12 protein-coding genes and 7 tRNA genes are annotated in these 17,340 nt (G+C 40.9%); 8 read left to right on the top strand and 11 right to left on the bottom strand.

What is annotated here, in order from left to right; genetic code table 11:
- Positions 1-4 precede the first annotated feature (4 nt).
- The 4 genes from PR833_RS00645 (at position 5) to PR833_RS00630 (ending at position 5,361) form a co-directional block, all read left to right on the top strand.
- Complete coding sequence (locus PR833_RS00645; protein ID WP_272525809.1) at positions 5-1,465, top strand: FAD/NAD(P)-binding protein; 1,461 nt, start codon at positions 5-7, stop codon at positions 1,463-1,465.
- Positions 1,466-1,468: 3 nt separating this feature from the next.
- Positions 1,469-2,482 (top strand): methionine ABC transporter ATP-binding protein, encoded by a 1,014-nt coding sequence (locus PR833_RS00640; RefSeq protein WP_004921283.1) that lies wholly within the window; start codon positions 1,469-1,471, stop codon positions 2,480-2,482.
- Positions 2,479-3,147: a methionine ABC transporter permease gene (locus PR833_RS00635; RefSeq protein WP_004921285.1), complete on the top strand. Its 669-nt coding sequence runs from the start codon at positions 2,479-2,481 to the stop codon at positions 3,145-3,147. The genes PR833_RS00640 and PR833_RS00635 overlap by 4 nt, the downstream gene beginning before the upstream one ends.
- Before the next feature lie 486 nt (positions 3,148-3,633).
- The gene (locus tag PR833_RS00630; protein ID WP_004921290.1) at positions 3,634-5,361 is read left to right on the top strand and encodes a potassium/proton antiporter; all 1,728 of its coding nucleotides are present in this window, start codon (positions 3,634-3,636) and stop codon (positions 5,359-5,361) included.
- 367 nt (positions 5,362-5,728) lie between these two features.
- On the opposite strand, the gene PR833_RS00625 is transcribed toward PR833_RS00630, so the two are convergent.
- The 6 genes from PR833_RS00625 to PR833_RS00600 all read right to left on the bottom strand — a co-directional run bounded on the left by PR833_RS00625 (position 5,729) and on the right by PR833_RS00600 (position 8,427).
- Positions 5,729-6,022 (bottom strand): helix-turn-helix domain-containing protein, encoded by a 294-nt coding sequence (locus tag PR833_RS00625; RefSeq protein WP_014656306.1) that lies wholly within the window; start codon positions 6,020-6,022, stop codon positions 5,729-5,731.
- Between the two features lie 1,873 nt (positions 6,023-7,895).
- A tRNA-Lys gene (locus PR833_RS00620) sits at positions 7,896-7,971 on the bottom strand.
- A 29-nt stretch (positions 7,972-8,000) separates the two neighbouring features.
- Positions 8,001-8,076: transfer RNA gene (locus PR833_RS00615), tRNA-Lys, on the bottom strand.
- A 52-nt stretch (positions 8,077-8,128) separates the two neighbouring features.
- Positions 8,129-8,204: transfer RNA gene (locus PR833_RS00610), tRNA-Val, on the bottom strand.
- Positions 8,205-8,238: 34 nt separating this feature from the next.
- A tRNA-Val gene (locus PR833_RS00605) sits at positions 8,239-8,314 on the bottom strand.
- 37 nt (positions 8,315-8,351) lie between these two features.
- Positions 8,352-8,427: transfer RNA gene (locus PR833_RS00600), tRNA-Val, on the bottom strand.
- A 444-nt stretch (positions 8,428-8,871) separates the two neighbouring features.
- Between PR833_RS00600 and gltX the strand changes: the two genes are divergently transcribed.
- The 3 genes from gltX to PR833_RS00585 all read left to right on the top strand — a co-directional run bounded on the left by gltX (position 8,872) and on the right by PR833_RS00585 (position 10,687).
- Entirely contained in the window at positions 8,872-10,293 is a 1,422-nt protein-coding gene (gene gltX, locus PR833_RS00595; protein ID WP_004921297.1) for a glutamate--tRNA ligase, read from the top strand.
- Positions 10,294-10,497: 204 nt separating this feature from the next.
- Positions 10,498-10,573: transfer RNA gene (locus PR833_RS00590), tRNA-Ala, on the top strand.
- 38 nt (positions 10,574-10,611) lie between these two features.
- Positions 10,612-10,687 (top strand) — tRNA-Ala (locus PR833_RS00585).
- Positions 10,688-10,890: 203 nt separating this feature from the next.
- Here PR833_RS00585 and PR833_RS00580 read toward each other — a convergent pair.
- Complete coding sequence (locus tag PR833_RS00580; RefSeq protein WP_014656307.1) at positions 10,891-11,643, bottom strand: SDR family NAD(P)-dependent oxidoreductase; 753 nt, start codon at positions 11,641-11,643, stop codon at positions 10,891-10,893.
- A 165-nt stretch (positions 11,644-11,808) separates the two neighbouring features.
- On the opposite strand from PR833_RS00580, the gene PR833_RS00575 reads away from it, so the two are divergent.
- Entirely contained in the window at positions 11,809-12,225 is a 417-nt protein-coding gene (locus PR833_RS00575; protein WP_272525808.1) for a MarR family winged helix-turn-helix transcriptional regulator, read from the top strand.
- A 10-nt stretch (positions 12,226-12,235) separates the two neighbouring features.
- Here the strand turns inward: PR833_RS00575 and PR833_RS00570 are convergent, their stop codons facing one another.
- The 4 genes from PR833_RS00570 to zipA form a co-directional block, all read right to left on the bottom strand.
- Positions 12,236-12,451 carry a DUF3820 family protein gene (locus tag PR833_RS00570; RefSeq protein WP_004921304.1) on the bottom strand — a complete coding sequence of 72 codons (216 nt, stop codon included), beginning with the start codon at positions 12,449-12,451 and terminating at the stop codon, positions 12,236-12,238.
- A 70-nt stretch (positions 12,452-12,521) separates the two neighbouring features.
- Entirely contained in the window at positions 12,522-13,706 is a 1,185-nt protein-coding gene (locus PR833_RS00565) for a NupC/NupG family nucleoside CNT transporter (protein WP_014656308.1), read from the bottom strand.
- A gap of 231 nt (positions 13,707-13,937) precedes the next feature.
- Positions 13,938-15,953: an NAD-dependent DNA ligase LigA gene (ligA, locus tag PR833_RS00560; RefSeq protein ID WP_272525807.1), complete on the bottom strand. Its 2,016-nt coding sequence runs from the start codon at positions 15,951-15,953 to the stop codon at positions 13,938-13,940.
- A 57-nt stretch (positions 15,954-16,010) separates the two neighbouring features.
- Positions 16,011-17,024, bottom strand: coding sequence for a cell division protein ZipA (zipA, locus tag PR833_RS00555; RefSeq protein WP_197556384.1), 1,014 nt, complete (start codon positions 17,022-17,024; stop codon positions 16,011-16,013).
- Positions 17,025-17,340 lie beyond the last annotated feature (316 nt).

Raw genomic sequence — 17,340 nt, 5'->3', positions numbered from 1 at the left:
TCTCGTGACACAGCTAAAAGGGTTAAATGCTTTGGAAGAGCAAATCACTCAAGACCTACAAAACCTTAATCTGCCATTAAACCGCTGGTCATTATCGCCAAACCAGTCTGATGACCATCAATTAGATGTTGCAATTATCGGTGCGGGCATGTCAGGGGTCACGGTAGCCTTTGCCCTTAAATTACAAGGGATTGATGCAATAGTTTTTGATCAAGCCCCAGAAGGTCAAGAAGGCCCATGGCAAACGCCGGCCTTGATGGAAACATTGCGTTCACCAAAACAGGTGGTTGGCCCTGCACTCGCGTCACCCTCTTTAACTTTTCAAGCTTGGTTTAAAGCTCAGTTTGGTGACGATGAGTGGGAAGCACTCGATAAAATTCCTCGTTTACAATGGGGGGAATATCTACAATGGTTTAAAACCATGACGTCGCCAGTGGTTTTCAATCAATATCAATTAACTGATATTCAAGTCAACCCACAAGGTTGCCTACTCACATTTGCAACACCTAACGGTAAACAGCAATATCAAGCACAGCATGTGATCCTTGCGACAGGTATGGAATCCTTTAGCGAACCTAATATTCCAAGCTTTATGGCGGAGATCCCTTCTGCTTACTGGGAGCACTCTTACGCCGGTAGTGATTACAGCCGGTTTAAAGGGTTAGATATTGCGGTCGTAGGATACAGTGCCGGTGCTATGGATAGCTCGGCAACAGCACTTGAACAGGGTGCGCGCTCTGTTGAATTATTGATCCGAGCGAAAGATATGCCAAGGGTGAATCGCGGAAAAGTCGCAGGCAACCCCGGCTTTACTCAAGCTTATCACCAGCTTACTGATGCACAAAAATGGCATTACAGTGATTATGTTGCTAAAGCAAAAACGCCGGCCCCGCATGGCAGCACGCTGAGAGTCTCTCGGCATGAAAATGCTTATTTTAACTTTAATACACAGGTCAAAAAGATAGACGTCAATGGCAAGAAACTGCATATCGCCACAACCACAGGGGAATATGTGGTCGATTATCTGATCTTAGCGACCGGATATCGTATTAATTGGCAGCGCCACAGTGCATTTAATCACATCGCACCTTTTATTCGTAAATGGGGTGATGTGTATACCCCTTCTAAAGCTGAACAAAATAGTGAGTTTGCCTCCTATCCCTATTTAGGCCATCACTTTGAATTTCTCCCTAAAACCGATTGTGAGTTACCTAAGCTCAGTAATATTTACTGCTTTAACTTAGCTGCATCCTTAAGTATGGGGCCACTTATTGGTTTGATCCCTAATACCAATACAGGCGCGCAGAAACTGGCTGAACATATCGCTGCTCAGTTGTACCTCGCTCATCATGAGCAACATTTAGAGCAGGTAAAAAATAGCACTGAAGCGGAGCTACTAGGTGATGAATGGCAACCTGCTCTCCCCTATAGCCAGCGAACACCACAAACGAGTAATGTGGAGTGATTGATGATTACATTTAAAAATATTCAGAAGGTCTATGAAAAAGAAGGCCATTCACTCACTGCCTTACAGGATGTGAATTTGCAGATTCATGAAGGTGATATTTTTGGGTTTATTGGCTATAGCGGTGCAGGAAAAAGCTCCTTGATCCGTCTCGTCAACCAACTTGAAAAACCCTCGTCAGGTGAAGTGATCATTAATGGGAAAAATATTGCTCACCATAGTGCAACTGAAATTCGAGCCCATAAAAAAAGCATCGGCATGATCTTCCAGCACTTCAATTTGTTAGAAACGAAGACCGTTGCACAGAATATCGCCATGCCGTTATTGCTATCAGGGGTCGACAAAAAAGAAATTCAGCGACGCGTGGATGATATTTTAGCCTATGTAGAGCTGAGTGATAAAAAACACCAATATCCTGGGCAACTATCAGGCGGACAAAAACAGCGTGTTGGTATTGCTCGAGCATTAATCAATAACCCGAAAATTTTATTGTGTGATGAAGCCACTTCTGCACTTGACCCACAAACGACACAATCTATTTTGTCATTATTAAAAAAAATTAATCGTGAACAAAATATCACCATTTTGTTGGTAACTCATGAAATGGAGGTGATTGAGCAGATATGTAATCGTGTCGCGGTAATGGAAGCGGGTCGAGTTGTCGAAGAAGGCACTGTTTTAGAGATTTTCTCAGAGCCACAACATCCGACGACAAAAAAGTTTGTCCGTACCGTACTTAACGAAGAAATCCCTGAACGTGTCTTGCACAATTTAGAGCATCAAAGCAATGTTTACCGCTTAGAGTTTTTAGGTGCTTCCGCACAGCAACCCGTTGTGAATGAACTGATCTTACAGGATAAAGTTAAAATCAATATTTTGTTTGCCAATATGAAAGAGATAAGTGGTGTCGTGTTAGGCAGTATGTTTGTCCAGATCGTCGGCCATGATGAAGATATCGACCAAGGGATCGCATTTTTACGTCAGCGCGGTGTTGCTGTCAATAAGGGGGTACTATGACACAATGGCTTGATACCGCATTAACGAGTAAACAATTTTTACTCGCGATGTCTGAAACCTTCACTATGGTTTCAATTGCACTGGTTATCGGTTCCCTATTGGGGATTTTACTGGGGATTGCACTCGTTGTGACGCGCCCTGATGGGATTTGGGAAAATAAATGGGTTTATCGCATTATTAACCCAATAATCAATACGGTCCGTTCATTGCCTTTTATTATTCTACTCGTTGCAATGATCCCTCTAACACGTTTTATGGTTGGCACCTCTATCGGCACTACGGCTGCCATTGTGCCCTTAGTTATCTATATTGCACCTTATACGGCTCGTTTAATTGAAAACTCATTATTAAGTGTGCATTCGGGGATCATTGAAGCCGCAGATTCAATGGGGGCGACCAATTGGCAAATTGTTTGGCACTTTATCTTACCTGAGGCTAAATCATCGCTAATCTTAAGCTTAACCGCAGCCAGTATCACTTTAGTGGGAGCGACAGCCATGGCTGGAGCGGTCGGTGGTGGCGGTGTCGGTGACCTAGCACTCAACTACGGTTACCAACGTTTCGACAACGTTGCTATGGCAATCACCGTCGTTACATTAGTCATTATTGTTCAAGGAATACAAATGATTGGTGATTATCTTGCTAAGAAAGCAAGATTCCACTAATTCTAGATGACCGATATATCAGATTATATCGGTCAATCTACTCTTTTCCGTCCAATGCATCATTTTATTGATAATCTCCGCATCTTTTTCGCCTGTTTTCCTCTAAATAATTATTTTTCTAATTTATAGCTTATTGATTAGCGTGAAAATTACACAAAACGCCAACCTTTACTAACTTTAAAGTTAAATCCCACAAAAAAATATAAATGAAACCGCTGGTTCCACCAAACAATGCATTCAAAAGCTTATAAAAATAGCATAAGCATGTCATAACAATTTAAAAAAATGCAGTTAATCGTCAATTTATTTGTTGTTATCTGTTGTATAATCATAATGATATGTCAATGGAAATGTTTTTAAGTCGTTTTAAACAAAAACATTATCAATGCCATGTTAATCTGAGTTTTTTCTTCTTATTGCTGATTACTTTATACGCAACACTACTGCATCATCAGCGTTTTATTAACCTCTAACCTAAATCTGATTATGCCAACAATAGAACAACTGATATTACTGACATCCATACTGATTTTACTGGGTATTTTTTCTAGCAAACTTTCTGCTCGGCTAGGCTTGCCTATGCTTGTTATGTTCCTGTTTATAGGAATGTTAGCGGGTGAAGATGGCATAGGCCAAATCGCGTTTAACAACGTGAATGTTTCCTATGCTGTAGGTTCACTCGCATTAGCCTTGATTTTGTTCGACGGTGGCCTACAAACATCAGTTAAATCGATTCGACTTGTTTGGAAGCCTGCATTTACCTTGGCCACCTTTGGGGTGTTAATTACCGCGGGCATCACCGGACTCGCCGCGGCTTATATTCTTGGCATCCCCTTGCTTGAAGGGCTGTTGCTTGGCGCCATTGTCGGCTCAACAGATGCGGCGGCGGTATTCTCCCTATTGCGTAACGCGGGTATCTACCTTAATGAACGTTTACAATCAACGTTAGAAATTGAAAGTGCTACCAACGACCCAATGGCAATTTTCTTAACCGTGGGCTTACTGCAACTCCTCATGAATCAAAGCGCTTCTGGTAGCGAATTATTATTACTGTTCGTTAGCCAAATGGGGATCGGTACACTTGTCGGCCTAAGTGTTGGTTGGATTTCAATCAAGATCATTAATAAAATTAAGTTACTGGCAACAGGGTTATACCCAGTATTAGTGGCGGCGTGTGGTCTATTATCATTCGGTCTAGCCAGTAACTTGCAAGGTAGTGGCTTTTTATCTATCTTCGTTACAGGCGTTGTGATTGGTAATGCTCGCTTTGTTTTCCAACGTAATACCTTTTTATTCCATGATGGGCTGGCTTGGCTCAGCCAAATCATCATGTTCGTTATGTTAGGCTTGCTAGTTAACCCAAGCTCTTTATTAGAGGTCTGGTTTGAAGGGTTGGTGATCGCACTGGTACTCACCTTTATCGCTCGCCCCATCGCTGTCGTGCCTGTATTAAAATTCTTTAAATTCAGTCGTGAAGAAATCACTCTGGTTTCTTGGGTTGGTCTGCGTGGCTCTGTTCCTATTATCTTAGCGATCTTCCCTTTTATTTATGGTCTACCAGGCGCTAACTTAATTTTTGATGTGGTTTTCTTCGTGGTATTAATCTCAGCGACGTTACAAGGCTCTACCCTACCTTATGTCGCACGCAAACTTAATTTAATGCAGCCACCACCATTACTGCCCGCTGCGACTTTGGACATTACCGCTGTCGATCAAATTGATGCTGACCTAGTAGAGTATACGTTGGGTGAGGACTGTTCTGCTGTCGGCCGCCGTCTATCTCAATTGGCACTACCTGACCAAACTGTCATCGCAATGATCACTCGTGGTAAAAGCGTGCTCCCCCCTCGTGGTTCAACAAGACTAATTGCCGATGACCATTTGTTTGTCGTCTTGAAACCAGAAAATCGTTTATTCCTCGAACGGCTGTTCTCTGAACAAGTCTCTCCTGATTTAACCCCGATAGAATTACCCACTTCTGGGCTCAGTCTAAAGGGCACAACAAGGCTAGATGAGATTTATGAGTCTTATGGCATTTTAATCGATAATGAGAATAACCAAACACTGGACCAATTTATTTATAGCATTTCAGCAAATGAGCCAGTACAAGACACCGTCATTAGCTTAGCGACATTACAGATAAGAATTAGTGAGATGATCGGCTCTCGAATTGTGACGGCAGTATTAGAGCCCCTTCCACAAGAAGATAATTAGTTCAACGGCAAACATCAGTTAATTCGATTTACAATGAAATTAACTGATGTTTATATCTGCCAGCCTCTTTTATTGTCTGGATGTGCGATTTTATCTGGGTGTATTGTTGATAGCTTTATCTTCTTTAGACTATTTGATGAGTTGTTATTTTTACTCATATAATTTTCTAGATTCTTAGCTACAAAAAATAAAAGCCCGTAAACGGGTTTTTATTTCGCAAAGTATAAATAAAGATAGCTACAATAAATTATCAGTATACTCAATAGAGAGAATTCTCAATTGTTATTAGCATATTAATGTTCTTAATTGAAACAATTAAGTTTTAATTGCTTAATTAAGTTCCACTTTGGAACATAATAACTGATGATTAAATGAGTGAATAAATAGAGTCATCAAACCCTTTAGATTCTTTGTCCTCATTAGCATGAGTATCATCTTGCAGGATTTCACTGAAGAATTCGCCCATATTTACATCTAATACTTTTAGTACTCTAACTAGACAATCAATATCTATACGATTTACCCCACGTTCATAACGAAATAGTTGTTGCTCACTGATATCAATCTCTTTAGCTAACTGAAAAACGGTATAGCCTTGAGATTTTCTTAACGATTTAATTTTTTGTCCAACTGCACAAGCGACAGGATATTTTGTATTCATAAACATTCTCGCTTCAACTTATATTATTAATGAAATAAAAAATCAGCAGGTGATTCTCTGTGTTTTTCTATTGTTATCTTTATTTATGATATAGCCATTTGGGTGTATTAACGACGATTCAGCATATATCTTGAGAGGGATGATATACTAGCCATATAATTAGTTTCAACTAATCCAAAAATGACATTGCAAATGTGTAACTAAATATTATCAGAATCACAAAAAGCCCACCACCTAAGTATTATTCTTTAATTTCAATAAGTTAATCTGTTTAACAATTAATAGTTGTTGTTCTATGCAGACATAGTCTAACAGGTAGCGGTAGAATTATAATCTAAATTAACCTCATTTAACCGATAAAAAATCTAAAAACAAAAGAAATAAACAGAATAATTTAATACTGTAACACTATTAATGATTTTTCAAATCAATATTCATTTTATGAATACGCATAATAGGATAATTACAGCAATACTGTAAAACAAAGTAAAAAATGGAAATTTTTCCCATATTATCATTTTGATAACTTAAATATCAATAACTTATAACAATAGTCCTTTTGTTACAATCGGCAGAAAATACTTAATTTTTAAAACAGCACAAAAAAACAGACTACAGCTATCATAGCTAACATAACAAAACATTAACGTTAAGTATCTTTTTGCTTTGCTATACATGAAGCATATCACAAAAAACAAAAAATTAAATTCCCACAAATAAACAGGTTTTTATCTCGTCACAACACTCTAAAAGTGATATTTTTCTTATAGATTTTTTACATATATTAAACATGGGGAGTTTATGTCTACAAAATTTTTATCGGCAGATTTTTATCATGTTAAGCTCGACTGATACTCCTACAATTTTTTTGTTTTTAGCATCTGATATAGACAAATGAAATCTAATCCTCAACAAAAAGAACATCTACAGCATTATAAGAGTAACAATGTAGATTTTATCTAACCATTATTCCTAGCCCAATAAGAAGAGTATTTCTAGCAATAATCATTCGAAATTTATTTCCTTTTTTGATCCTACCTTCCTTATAACTCATATACAGCGTAGATATAGCGACAAATAAATACCATGCAAAATCATCTTTTAATGACAATCATTTATTGATAAGTTTTTATTGATGATCATTTTTGAACCAAACATTTTTATTAATACATATTTTAGGTGGTTTATTAATTACCTGATTAGTGACTAATAGCAACTTAATGAATATTTTTCGATATTGTAAATATTAAAACTAATTATCATTAATATTTTCATTAAATAAAATAACGGTAAGTGATAATAAAGCAAAGATAATGCGCTCGAGTTAATAAGAGATTATTTCCATCAATTAGCACATTGGGTAATATTTAATATCTAAATTTAGGTTTAGACGTTGCTTTCAGCGAGTTTAATGACTGCGTTCAATTTGCACTCAACGCGTTTACAAGTTTTTTTATTATTATGCCCAGCTAACAGTCAATTAAGACTAAAATGCTGAGATATGCGCATTTAGCTCACTCTACAGTGGGAAATTTAATGGAGCTATCCGAGAAATGAATTTCTGTTATTTTATCCAGCACGCTGCACGCTAGAGCAAAATTGAATAAAAATGAGAGGTTGAAGTGATATTATCTATGTGAGTGGTTATTTATCAATTTTACAAGCTAGCAAATCATTAAGCTCGGTGTATTGGCTAAATCTCTGTTTGCTAGCTTCGCAGACATGACAAAAAACGCTATCGATAAGCAGGGTTCAATGATCGCAAAGCGGTTACAGTGGGTTTGATTAGAATTTTAATGCGGTTTTTCATTGATACTTAAATAAACATCATGAAAATAAGGTGGTTATTGTTGATTTAGGGGATTTGATTAGATGGTGGGTCGTGCAGGATTCGAACCTGCGACCAATTGATTAAAAGTCAACTGCTCTACCGACTGAGCTAACGACCCATCTGGTATGACTGATTTTAATATTAAGATGGTGGGTCGTGCAGGATTCGAACCTGCGACCAATTGATTAAAAGTCAACTGCTCTACCGACTGAGCTAACGACCCATCTATTAATTTTTATAACCAGTATTTATGAAAATGCGAGTAACTAATGAAGTGGTGGGCGATACCGGGCTCGAACCAGTGACCTCCTCCTTGTAAGGGAGATGCTCTACCAACTGAGCTAATCGCCCACTTCATGACAAGTTTCACATATTTGTAAATAAATGGTGGGCGATACCGGGCTCGAACCAGTGACCTCCTCCTTGTAAGGGAGATGCTCTACCAACTGAGCTAATCGCCCATTTATTTACTTCACTTACTTGTTTTATCGTCGACAGTGGTGGGCGATACCGGGCTCGAACCAGTGACCTCCTCCTTGTAAGGGAGATGCTCTACCAACTGAGCTAATCGCCCTGCCGTCGATGGAGGTGCATTATAGGGATCCCTCGTTCTGAGTCAACGGTTTTTGAATAGATTTTTTCTGTTCGTTGTAAAAATAAGCAAGATGTTCCAATATTCACCAGAAAAGAACCTTATTTAACCAATAATTAAGCTTTTGTATCACCCAACCAATACAATATTAGAACAAAAATATTTTTATGCTGAGAAATTGCCTATCCTTTTTCTTTTTTTACGGATTTTATTTGCATCAACATCGATAACTTGATTGAGGTATCACTTTAGAGTGATAGAATAGAACAACATTTTAGACATGCTGACGTGTTTCTCTGGTGACCGATAGCGAGAAGAAATCTTTCGCTCACACATCAATGATAGGCTGTTTATATTTAACGCCTCCCTATTATTTAGAGAACGTTGGCATGTTAGAAACCACGTATCGCAATTAAGGCAATCTCGATGAGTAAAATTAAAACCCGTTTTGCACCTAGTCCAACAGGGTATTTACATGTTGGTGGAGCGCGTACTGCGCTTTATTCCTGGTTATTCAGCCGCCATAATCAAGGCGAATTTGTTCTGCGTATCGAAGATACGGACTTAGAACGCTCAACTCAGGAAGCTATCGATGCCATTATGGATGGTATGAACTGGTTAAATTTGAATTGGGATGAAGGCCCTTATTATCAAACGAAACGCTTTGACCGTTATAACGATGTTATTGACCAAATGCTTGAAGCAGGTACCGCTTATCGTTGCTACTGCTCAAAAGAGCGCTTAGAAGCGCTGCGTGATCAACAGATGGCATCAGGTGAAAAGCCTCGCTATGATGGCTGCTGCCGTGATCACGCCCATAACCATACGCCTGACGAGCCGCATGTTGTTCGTTTCCGTAATCCACAAGAAGGCTCAGTTATTTTTGATGATAAAATCCGTGGCCCGATTGAGTTTAGTAATCAAGAGTTAGATGACCTCATTATTCGCCGCACCGATGGCTCACCAACTTATAACTTCTGTGTGGTTATTGATGACTGGGATATGGAAATTACTCACGTTATCCGCGGTGAAGATCATATCAACAATACCCCACGCCAAATTAATATCTTAAAAGCGCTAGGAGCACCTGTTCCTGAATATGCACACGTTTCAATGATTTTAGGCGATGACGGTAAAAAACTCTCCAAGCGTCACGGTGCTGTAAGCGTTATGCAATATCGCGACGAAGGGTATTTACCAGAAGCACTACTCAACTATTTAGTTCGTTTGGGCTGGTCACATGGCGACCAAGAGATTTTTTCTCGTGAAGAAATGATTGAATACTTTAGCTTAGATGCAATTAGCAAATCAGCGAGCGCATTCAATACCGATAAGTTGCTTTGGTTAAACCACCATTATATTAATCAATTGCCACCAGAAGAAGTTGCCGTTCACCTTGCATGGCATATTGAGCAACAAAACATCAACACTGAAAATGGCCCGCAATTAGCTGAGTTAGTTAAATTGCTCGGTGAACGCTGCAAAACATTGAAAGAGATCGCTGAATCCTGCCGCTACTTCTATGAAGAGTTTGATGAGTTCGATGCAGATGCCGCGAAAAAACACTTGCGCCCTGTTGCACGTCAACCATTAGAAACGGTGAAACAAAAACTGTCAGCAATTACCGATTGGACAGCAGAAAACGTTCATCAAGCTATCGAGCAAACGGCCGCTGAATTAGACGTTGGTATGGGTAAGGTCGGCATGCCATTACGTGTCGCTGTAACTGGTGCGGGTCAATCCCCTGCGTTAGATGTTACCGTTCATGCGATTGGTCAAACACGTGCTATTGCACGCATTGATAAAGCGTTGTCGTTTATCGCCGAACGTGAAGCCTCAGCCCAGTAATTGATTTAATTAAGCCCCTATGATGGTTAGCATCATAGGGGTTCACACCTTATCAACCTTATAAGTACTCCTCTAATCTCTATACACTCCCTTATTCATTGACGAAATGCTCTATAATTCAGCAATTAAACTTAAAACCACATTATTTGATTGACACCCTGACATTGCTTGAATATTATGCCCTCCGTCCAAAAGATTTTGTTTGGGGCTATAGCTCAGCTGGGAGAGCGCTTGCATGGCATGCAAGAGGTCAGCGGTTCGATCCCGCTTAGCTCCACCATCTAATTCCCTGTTAGGTGGTATCAAAATCATTTTGTTGGGGCTATAGCTCAGCTGGGAGAGCGCTTGCATGGCATGCAAGAGGTCAGCGGTTCGATCCCGCTTAGCTCCACCACCTTATATCCTGTCAATAGTTAGTCAGCCTATTTCTGTTTTATCCCAATATAATAGATTGGTTCGGGATGTCATCCGGTTTTACTTCAGAAAAATAGCCGCTATTGAGATATAACACTTCCTCATACTATGGCTGTTTTTGATGCACTTCTTGTAAGAAGAAGTGGTTGCGGCTAGTCATGAATATCTATCACCACCGCATCCCTATTGTGCCGTATATCCCCCATCGACGGGTATAAATGCCCCTGTAATAAAACTGCTATCATCAGAAAGTAAAAATGCGACTGTTTTTGCGATCTCTTCACGCGTTGCCATGCGCCCCATTGGGTGAGTCGATGCCATCCATTCTTGAGTTTCTGTTGGTAAATTCATTATATTTGGCGTTGCGACATAACCAGGACCGATAGCATTAATCCTCACCCCTTTTTGAGCATACTCTAGTGCCGTTGCACGAGTTAGACCTAAAACAGCATGTTTTGCCGCTGTATAAGGTGAAATACCCGCAATACCAGTCACGCCATTACATGCAGATAAGTTCACGACGGCTCCGCCTCCCGCCCTGACGATTGCAGGTAATCCGTATTTTAATCCATAAAAAGTTCCACTCACATCAGTTGCGATAACGGCATCCCAATCCGCTAGTGGATAATCCTCAATAGTAACGCCATGAGGTCCTGTGATCCCTGCATTATTAACCAAATAGTGTAACGCCCCACACTGCTGCTCAATTTGTGTAATTGCTGCTTTAAATTGCTCGTGACTTGTCACATCCATCACTAAAGGAATAACACGTTCGCCACTTTGGTCTATCTTATTGGCTGCTGTTTGTAATGATATTTCGTTGCGTCCTGTTATAAACACCGTCGCACCACATTGGTATAAATGTAGTGCAATTTCTTCACCAACTCCTGTTGATGCGCCTGTCACTAAAGCGACTTTTTCTTGTAAATTTTGCATACTCCCTCTCAATATGATTAACTAAAGTTAATTAACCACACTGTATATGATTAACTAAAGTTAATTAACCACACTGTATATGATTAACTTTAGTTAATCAATAGTCGATTTTATCGGATTGATAAGGCTATACTGTGTCAATAATCACTAACATGATGAAATAACATGGCAAATCAACTCGAAGATGCACTATCACTTTTGCAATGTACCTTGGTTGCGAGGCGTTTAAGCTTTACACCTGAACAGGTCACTTGGGGGCAATATGATGTATTAGAAATACTTCGGCTCAAAGGGGATCAAACACCAGGGCAATTAAGCCAACTGTTAGGCATATCTCGGCAGAATTTATCCAAGTTTCTTCGAACACTAAAAGCACTTGGGTTCGTGAGCCAATACCAATCTGAACAAGATAAGCGAGAATTAATCACTCACTTAACCGATGAAGGTCGGGATTTTTTACAACGTGCAGCAACAGGCCGAAAAGAAAATGCCGCTAAAGTCAGTAGTGCTTTAACAGCGAATGAACAAGCTTTGTTTATCCAGCTTTCACAGAAAGTCACTGCGGCTTTAGGCCATGACTGACCCAATACAACTAAACTCGTTTTAAAGGCTTTACAAGGCCATCTAGCCCCTCTATTTTTAAGCCTAATGCCATTTCCATCAGTTGCCCTAATCGCCCCTGTGGAAATGCCCCTTTTTTGTAAAACCATAGCAGGTATTCTTCAGGAAGATCGATCAATACACGACCTTGATATTTTCCAAATGGCATCCGCGTGTTTGCCATATCAATGAGATCTTGTTTTTCCATTTTTTCCTCCTAAAAGCAAAAACGGCATTCATAATGAACGCCGTTTTACACTTTACCACGCTTTTATGTTTTACAGAATTAAGCCAACAACAGCCGCTGATAGGAAGCTAACTAATGTTGAACCAAACAGCAGTTTCAAGCCAAAACGTGCAACCGTGTTACCCTGTTTCTCATTTAAGCCTTTGATTGCCCCTGCCACAATACCGATTGAGGAGAAGTTAGCAAAAGAGACTAAAAATACCGATAAAATACCGACTGAACGTGTTGATAACGTTGCTGCAACCTCTTTTAGGTCGCCCATTGCGACGAACTCGTTAGTGACCATTTTTACCGCCATGATCCCACCGACTTGCAATGCTTCTTCAGCAGGGATACCTAATATCCAAGCAAATGGGTAGAACACGTAGCCCAGCATGGTTTGGAACTTGATATCAAAAATCGCCATACAGATACCATTTACCATGGCAATCAAAGCGATAAAACCGATTAACATGGCTGATACGATAATCGCAACTTTAAAGCCGGCAAGGATATATTCACCCAACATTTCAAAGAAGCTTTGACCTTCATGAATATTGGTCATCTGTAACTCTTCTTCGGCTTCAGGTGGGTATGGGTTGATTAAGGAAAGGATCACGAAAGTACCAAACATGTTAAGTACCAATGCTGCAACCACAAAGCGCGGTTCTAGCATGGACATATATGCACCAACTATCGACATAGAAACCGTCGACATTGCCGTTGCAGCCATGGTGTACATTCTACGTTCAGACATTTTGCCTAGCTGATCTTTATAGGCAATAAAGTTTTCAGATTGGCCTAATAGCAGTGAGCTAACCGCGTTAAAAGACTCTAGCTTGCCCATACCATTGACTTTAGATAGAACCGTACCGATCACACGGATCACAAGAGGCAGCACCTTAATATGCTGTAAGATACCGATCAGTGCGGAAATAAAGATGATTGGGCAGAGGACTTGCAAGAAGAAAAACGCTAGATTGCCTTCGATCATGCCACCAAAAACGAACTTGGTCCCTTCGGCTGCATAACCTAATAAATGGGTGAAAACACTTGCAACGCCTAGTACGAATGAAGAACCAACATTAGAATTCAAGAAGAAGTATGCTAATGCGATTTGAATAACCAGTAGTTGAAAAACATAGCGTAGTCGTATCGCCTTACGGTTACTACTGGCTAAGACTGCAAGAGCACCAATTACAACAAGGGATAGAACAAAATGCAGGATCGAGGTCATATGCGACTCCATACAAATTTAATAAAGCGGTTTATGTATCTATTCTATGTAATAGCCGACATTTAAATGAGACGGGAATCACATTAGTATGAAAACGACCCCAGTGTATTTTGCAAAAAATATATACCGATCACATTATTACAGTAAATTCTAATTCTTAGGTGGTAGATTGATACAGATCATATCATTACCCATTTTCTGGGTAATGATACTTCAAACTCTCGTTAATTATTAGGCTTCTAATAAGCGAATTAGCTCATTTTCGTCAATGACAGGTATACCTAGCTCATTTGCTTTTGCCAGTTTTGAACCTGCCGCCTCACCTGCAATGACTAAATGCGTCTTCTTAGAGACACTGCCAGAGACTTTAGCACCGAGTGCCACTAATTTATCTTTTGCTTCATCCCGTGTCAGTTGGCTCAAAGAGCCCGTCAATACCACGGTTTTCCCTGCAAATGGACTATCTATCGTACTCACATCTACCGCAACAGCTTCTGGCCAATGAATATTCGCCTTATCTATTAACGCTTGAATGACAGTTTGATTATGCTCCTCACGGAAAAAGTTAACGACATGCTTAGCCACCACATGACCAACATCTTGTACCGTTTTGAGTGACTCCTCATCTGCCGCCATTAGGGCTTCAAGGGTGCCATAATGCGCCGCTAAATTTGCCGCGGTAGCCTCACCGACCTCACGAATGCCTAACGCATAAATAAAACGAGCGAGAGTCGTTGATTTCGATTTATTTAGGGCTTCCACTAAATTTTGTGCCGACTTTGGCCCCATGCGATCTAAACCCGTCAATATCCCTGCACTTAATTGGTACAGATCAGCCGGATTTTTCACATATTCTTTTTCAACTAATTGGTCGATGATCTTATCGCCCATGCCATCCACATCCATCGCACGGCGTGAGACAAAATGTTTCAGTGCTTCTTTACGTTGTGCACCACAAATCAACCCACCAGTACAACGCGTAACGGCCTCACCTTCGACACGTTCCACATCAGAGCCACAGACTGGGCAGTGAGTTGGGAAAACAATTTCTCGGCTATCGGCTGGGCGTTCAGACTCAACAACACTCACAATTTGAGGTATCACATCGCCCGCACGACGGATCACGACAGTATCACCGATATGAACCCCTAAGCGCTCAATTTCATCAGCGTTATGTAGCGTCGCATTACTGACTGTCACGCCGGCAACTTGAACTGGTTCCAAACGTGCAACAGGCGTAATTGCTCCGGTACGTCCAACTTGGAATTCAACATCTTTTAGCAATGTCATCTGCTCTTGAGCCGGGAACTTAAACGCCGTTGCCCAACGAGGTGCCCGAGACACAAAGCCTAACTCTTCTTGGGTTGCAATGTCGTTAATTTTAATGACTACCCCATCAATATCAAAGCCTAATGTTGGGCGAGCTTTTTCTATCTCATGATAAAAGTCCAATACCGCCTGAGCGCCTTTCCGTAATTGCACATACTCACTTACAGGTAACCCCCACTTCTTAAACTGCATCAGTCGCTCATAATGAGTATCTGGCAGTGTTTCGCCTTCCACCAGCCCCACGCCATAGCAGTAGAACGTTAAAGGCCTTTTCGCTGTAATACGTGGGTCTAATTGGCGTAATGACCCCGCTGCCGCGTTACGAGGGTTAGCGAAAACTTTTCCACCTGTACGGCGCGCTTCCTCATTCAATGCTTCAAAGCCTTTTTGTGGCATAAATACTTCACCACGAATTTCTACCCTAGCAGGAATATTTTCACCCGTTAAACGAAGTGGAATAGCACGAATTGTACGAACATTAGAGGTAATATTTTCCCCCACAGTTCCATCACCGCGAGTAGCGGCTTGGACGAGTTCGCCATTCTCATACAGTAAGCTCACCGCAAGGCCATCTAATTTTAATTCACAACAGAAGGTTTGTTCTTGCTGATCTTTTAATCGGTCTCTCACGCGTTTGTCGAAAGCAAGATAGCTTTCTTCATCAAATACGTTATCAAGCGATAACATCGGTATTTCATGACGTACGGTGTCAAACGCCGCTAATGGAGCCGCACCCACTCGCTGAGTCGGTGAGTCACTGGTGATCCATTCAGGATGTTCCGCTTCGATAGCCTTCAGCTCTTCCATGAGTTTGTCATATTCTGCATCTGGGATTTCAGGTGCATCTAATACATGATATTGATATTCATGATGACGTAATTGTTGTTTGAGTGTATCGAGATGTTGTTTTGTAGTCATGTTTCACCAGTAAAGATAAAAAACCCCCAGTTAAGGGGGTTTCGTTGATTCTGATATTTAATTCAGTGTGTTGCGGATCCGAGCATGGTACACCTCAATTTTCTGAGGTGTGAGCATTTTACGCTCATCATCAAGGACTACGCCCCCCACATCGGAAGCAATACGCTGTGCAGCTTGCAACATCAATTTGAAATTTTGCCCTGCTTCACCATACGATGGCACCATCATAAACATAGAGATACCCGGAGTGGTGAACTCTGACATCGTTTCTGGATCAAAAGACCCCGGTTTCACCATATTAGCAAGACTAAATAAAACCGGCCCTGTTCCCGATGGATGCACATGTCGATGGAAAATACGCATTTCACCGAACTGGAAGCCCGCTTGAAGAATGCTTTGCAACAGCGCTTCACCTTGTAGAACTTGCCCCTGAAGTGCAGCTACATGAAGAACCAGAACCGTCTCCTTGTTGTTCTCTGAAGATTGGTTTTGCGGTTGTTCAGTTTTCTTCTCAGTGTGCGCCTGTTCCTGTTCATGGTGTGTCGGCTGTGGCCCCTCTTGCTCTTCGTGAATGTCAAAATCAAATTCTGGTTGTTCAGGCGCATGCTGAGTGCGCCCATTCGCTGTAGAGACTGGTGTCGCTATTGGTTGAACCGTTGGTTCCACCTTCATCGCGGGTTGTTCATTTACAGCATTAATGCGCGAGTCAATATCAGATTCAACAGGCTCTGAACGCTCAGGCGTAATATTTAATACAGGCTCGGTATCACGAGTAGAAGGTGTAATGGGTGGCAAATCAGGTTCGGCACGACGTTCTTCTTGAACCTGACGAGCAGGCTCAGAAACTACCGGTGAAGAGACGGGAGGCTCTACCTTTTGAGTTTCACTGAATAATGCAGAATCATCATCATAATCCGATGATTTATCCTGACTGTCATGTTTTCGGCGTTTTACGGGACGATCACGGAATAACTTAGAGCGCTCTTTACGGCTGGTCCATAAACCATGCAGTAATAACGCAATTATGGCTATCGCACCTACGACCACTAATATCAGACGCAAATCCTGCATCGCTGCTATCTCTAATTGTTGAATGATAATGCCACCACGGCAAAAAATAAGCCAAAATACTTTAAGTTGCAAGCCAAGGCGCACTCCCGCTCCCCTCGCCCCGCATTGCGGTATGATTTTGGGGATTTCAGCGGTAAAACGCCGTCAACCGAAAAACAACTTAAAAAATGACGGATATATCTTAAGATTATTTGTCAAACGTGCTAAGTGCAACCCCCTAAACGATTTTCTGATAAGAAAGAGACAATTCTGCTTTCGTTTGCTGCTTTTTTAAGCAAATACTGACTAGCCAGCCTAAAAACCTATCTATATGATA

Origin of the sequence: Providencia sp. PROV189, assembly GCF_028480065.1 — a bacterium.
In the GTDB taxonomy this organism is placed as follows: domain Bacteria; phylum Pseudomonadota; class Gammaproteobacteria; order Enterobacterales; family Enterobacteriaceae; genus Providencia; species Providencia stuartii.
This window is presented reverse-complemented; position numbering and strand designations above follow the sequence as displayed.

Excerpts from the sequence above, each read along its gene's own strand:
- PR833_RS00640 (WP_004921283.1), top strand. The coding sequence starts at position 1,469 with ATGATTACATTTAAAAATATTCAGAAGGTCTATGAAAAAGAAGGCCAT.
- PR833_RS00580 (WP_014656307.1), bottom strand. The coding sequence starts at position 11,643 with ATGCAAAATTTACAAGAAAAAGTCGCTTTAGTGACAGGCGCATCAACA.
- PR833_RS00575 (WP_272525808.1), top strand. The coding sequence starts at position 11,809 with ATGGCAAATCAACTCGAAGATGCACTATCACTTTTGCAATGTACCTTG.
- ligA (WP_272525807.1), bottom strand. The coding sequence starts at position 15,953 with ATGACTACAAAACAACATCTCGATACACTCAAACAACAATTACGTCAT.
- zipA (WP_197556384.1), bottom strand. The coding sequence starts at position 17,024 with ATGCAGGATTTGCGTCTGATATTAGTGGTCGTAGGTGCGATAGCCATA.
- gltX (WP_004921297.1), top strand. The coding sequence starts at position 8,872 with ATGAGTAAAATTAAAACCCGTTTTGCACCTAGTCCAACAGGGTATTTA.
- PR833_RS00565 (WP_014656308.1), bottom strand. The coding sequence starts at position 13,706 with ATGACCTCGATCCTGCATTTTGTTCTATCCCTTGTTGTAATTGGTGCT.
- PR833_RS00630 (WP_004921290.1), top strand. The coding sequence starts at position 3,634 with ATGCCAACAATAGAACAACTGATATTACTGACATCCATACTGATTTTA.
- PR833_RS00625 (WP_014656306.1), bottom strand. The coding sequence starts at position 6,022 with ATGAATACAAAATATCCTGTCGCTTGTGCAGTTGGACAAAAAATTAAA.
- PR833_RS00570 (WP_004921304.1), bottom strand. The coding sequence starts at position 12,451 with ATGGAAAAACAAGATCTCATTGATATGGCAAACACGCGGATGCCATTT.
- PR833_RS00635 (WP_004921285.1), top strand. The coding sequence starts at position 2,479 with ATGACACAATGGCTTGATACCGCATTAACGAGTAAACAATTTTTACTC.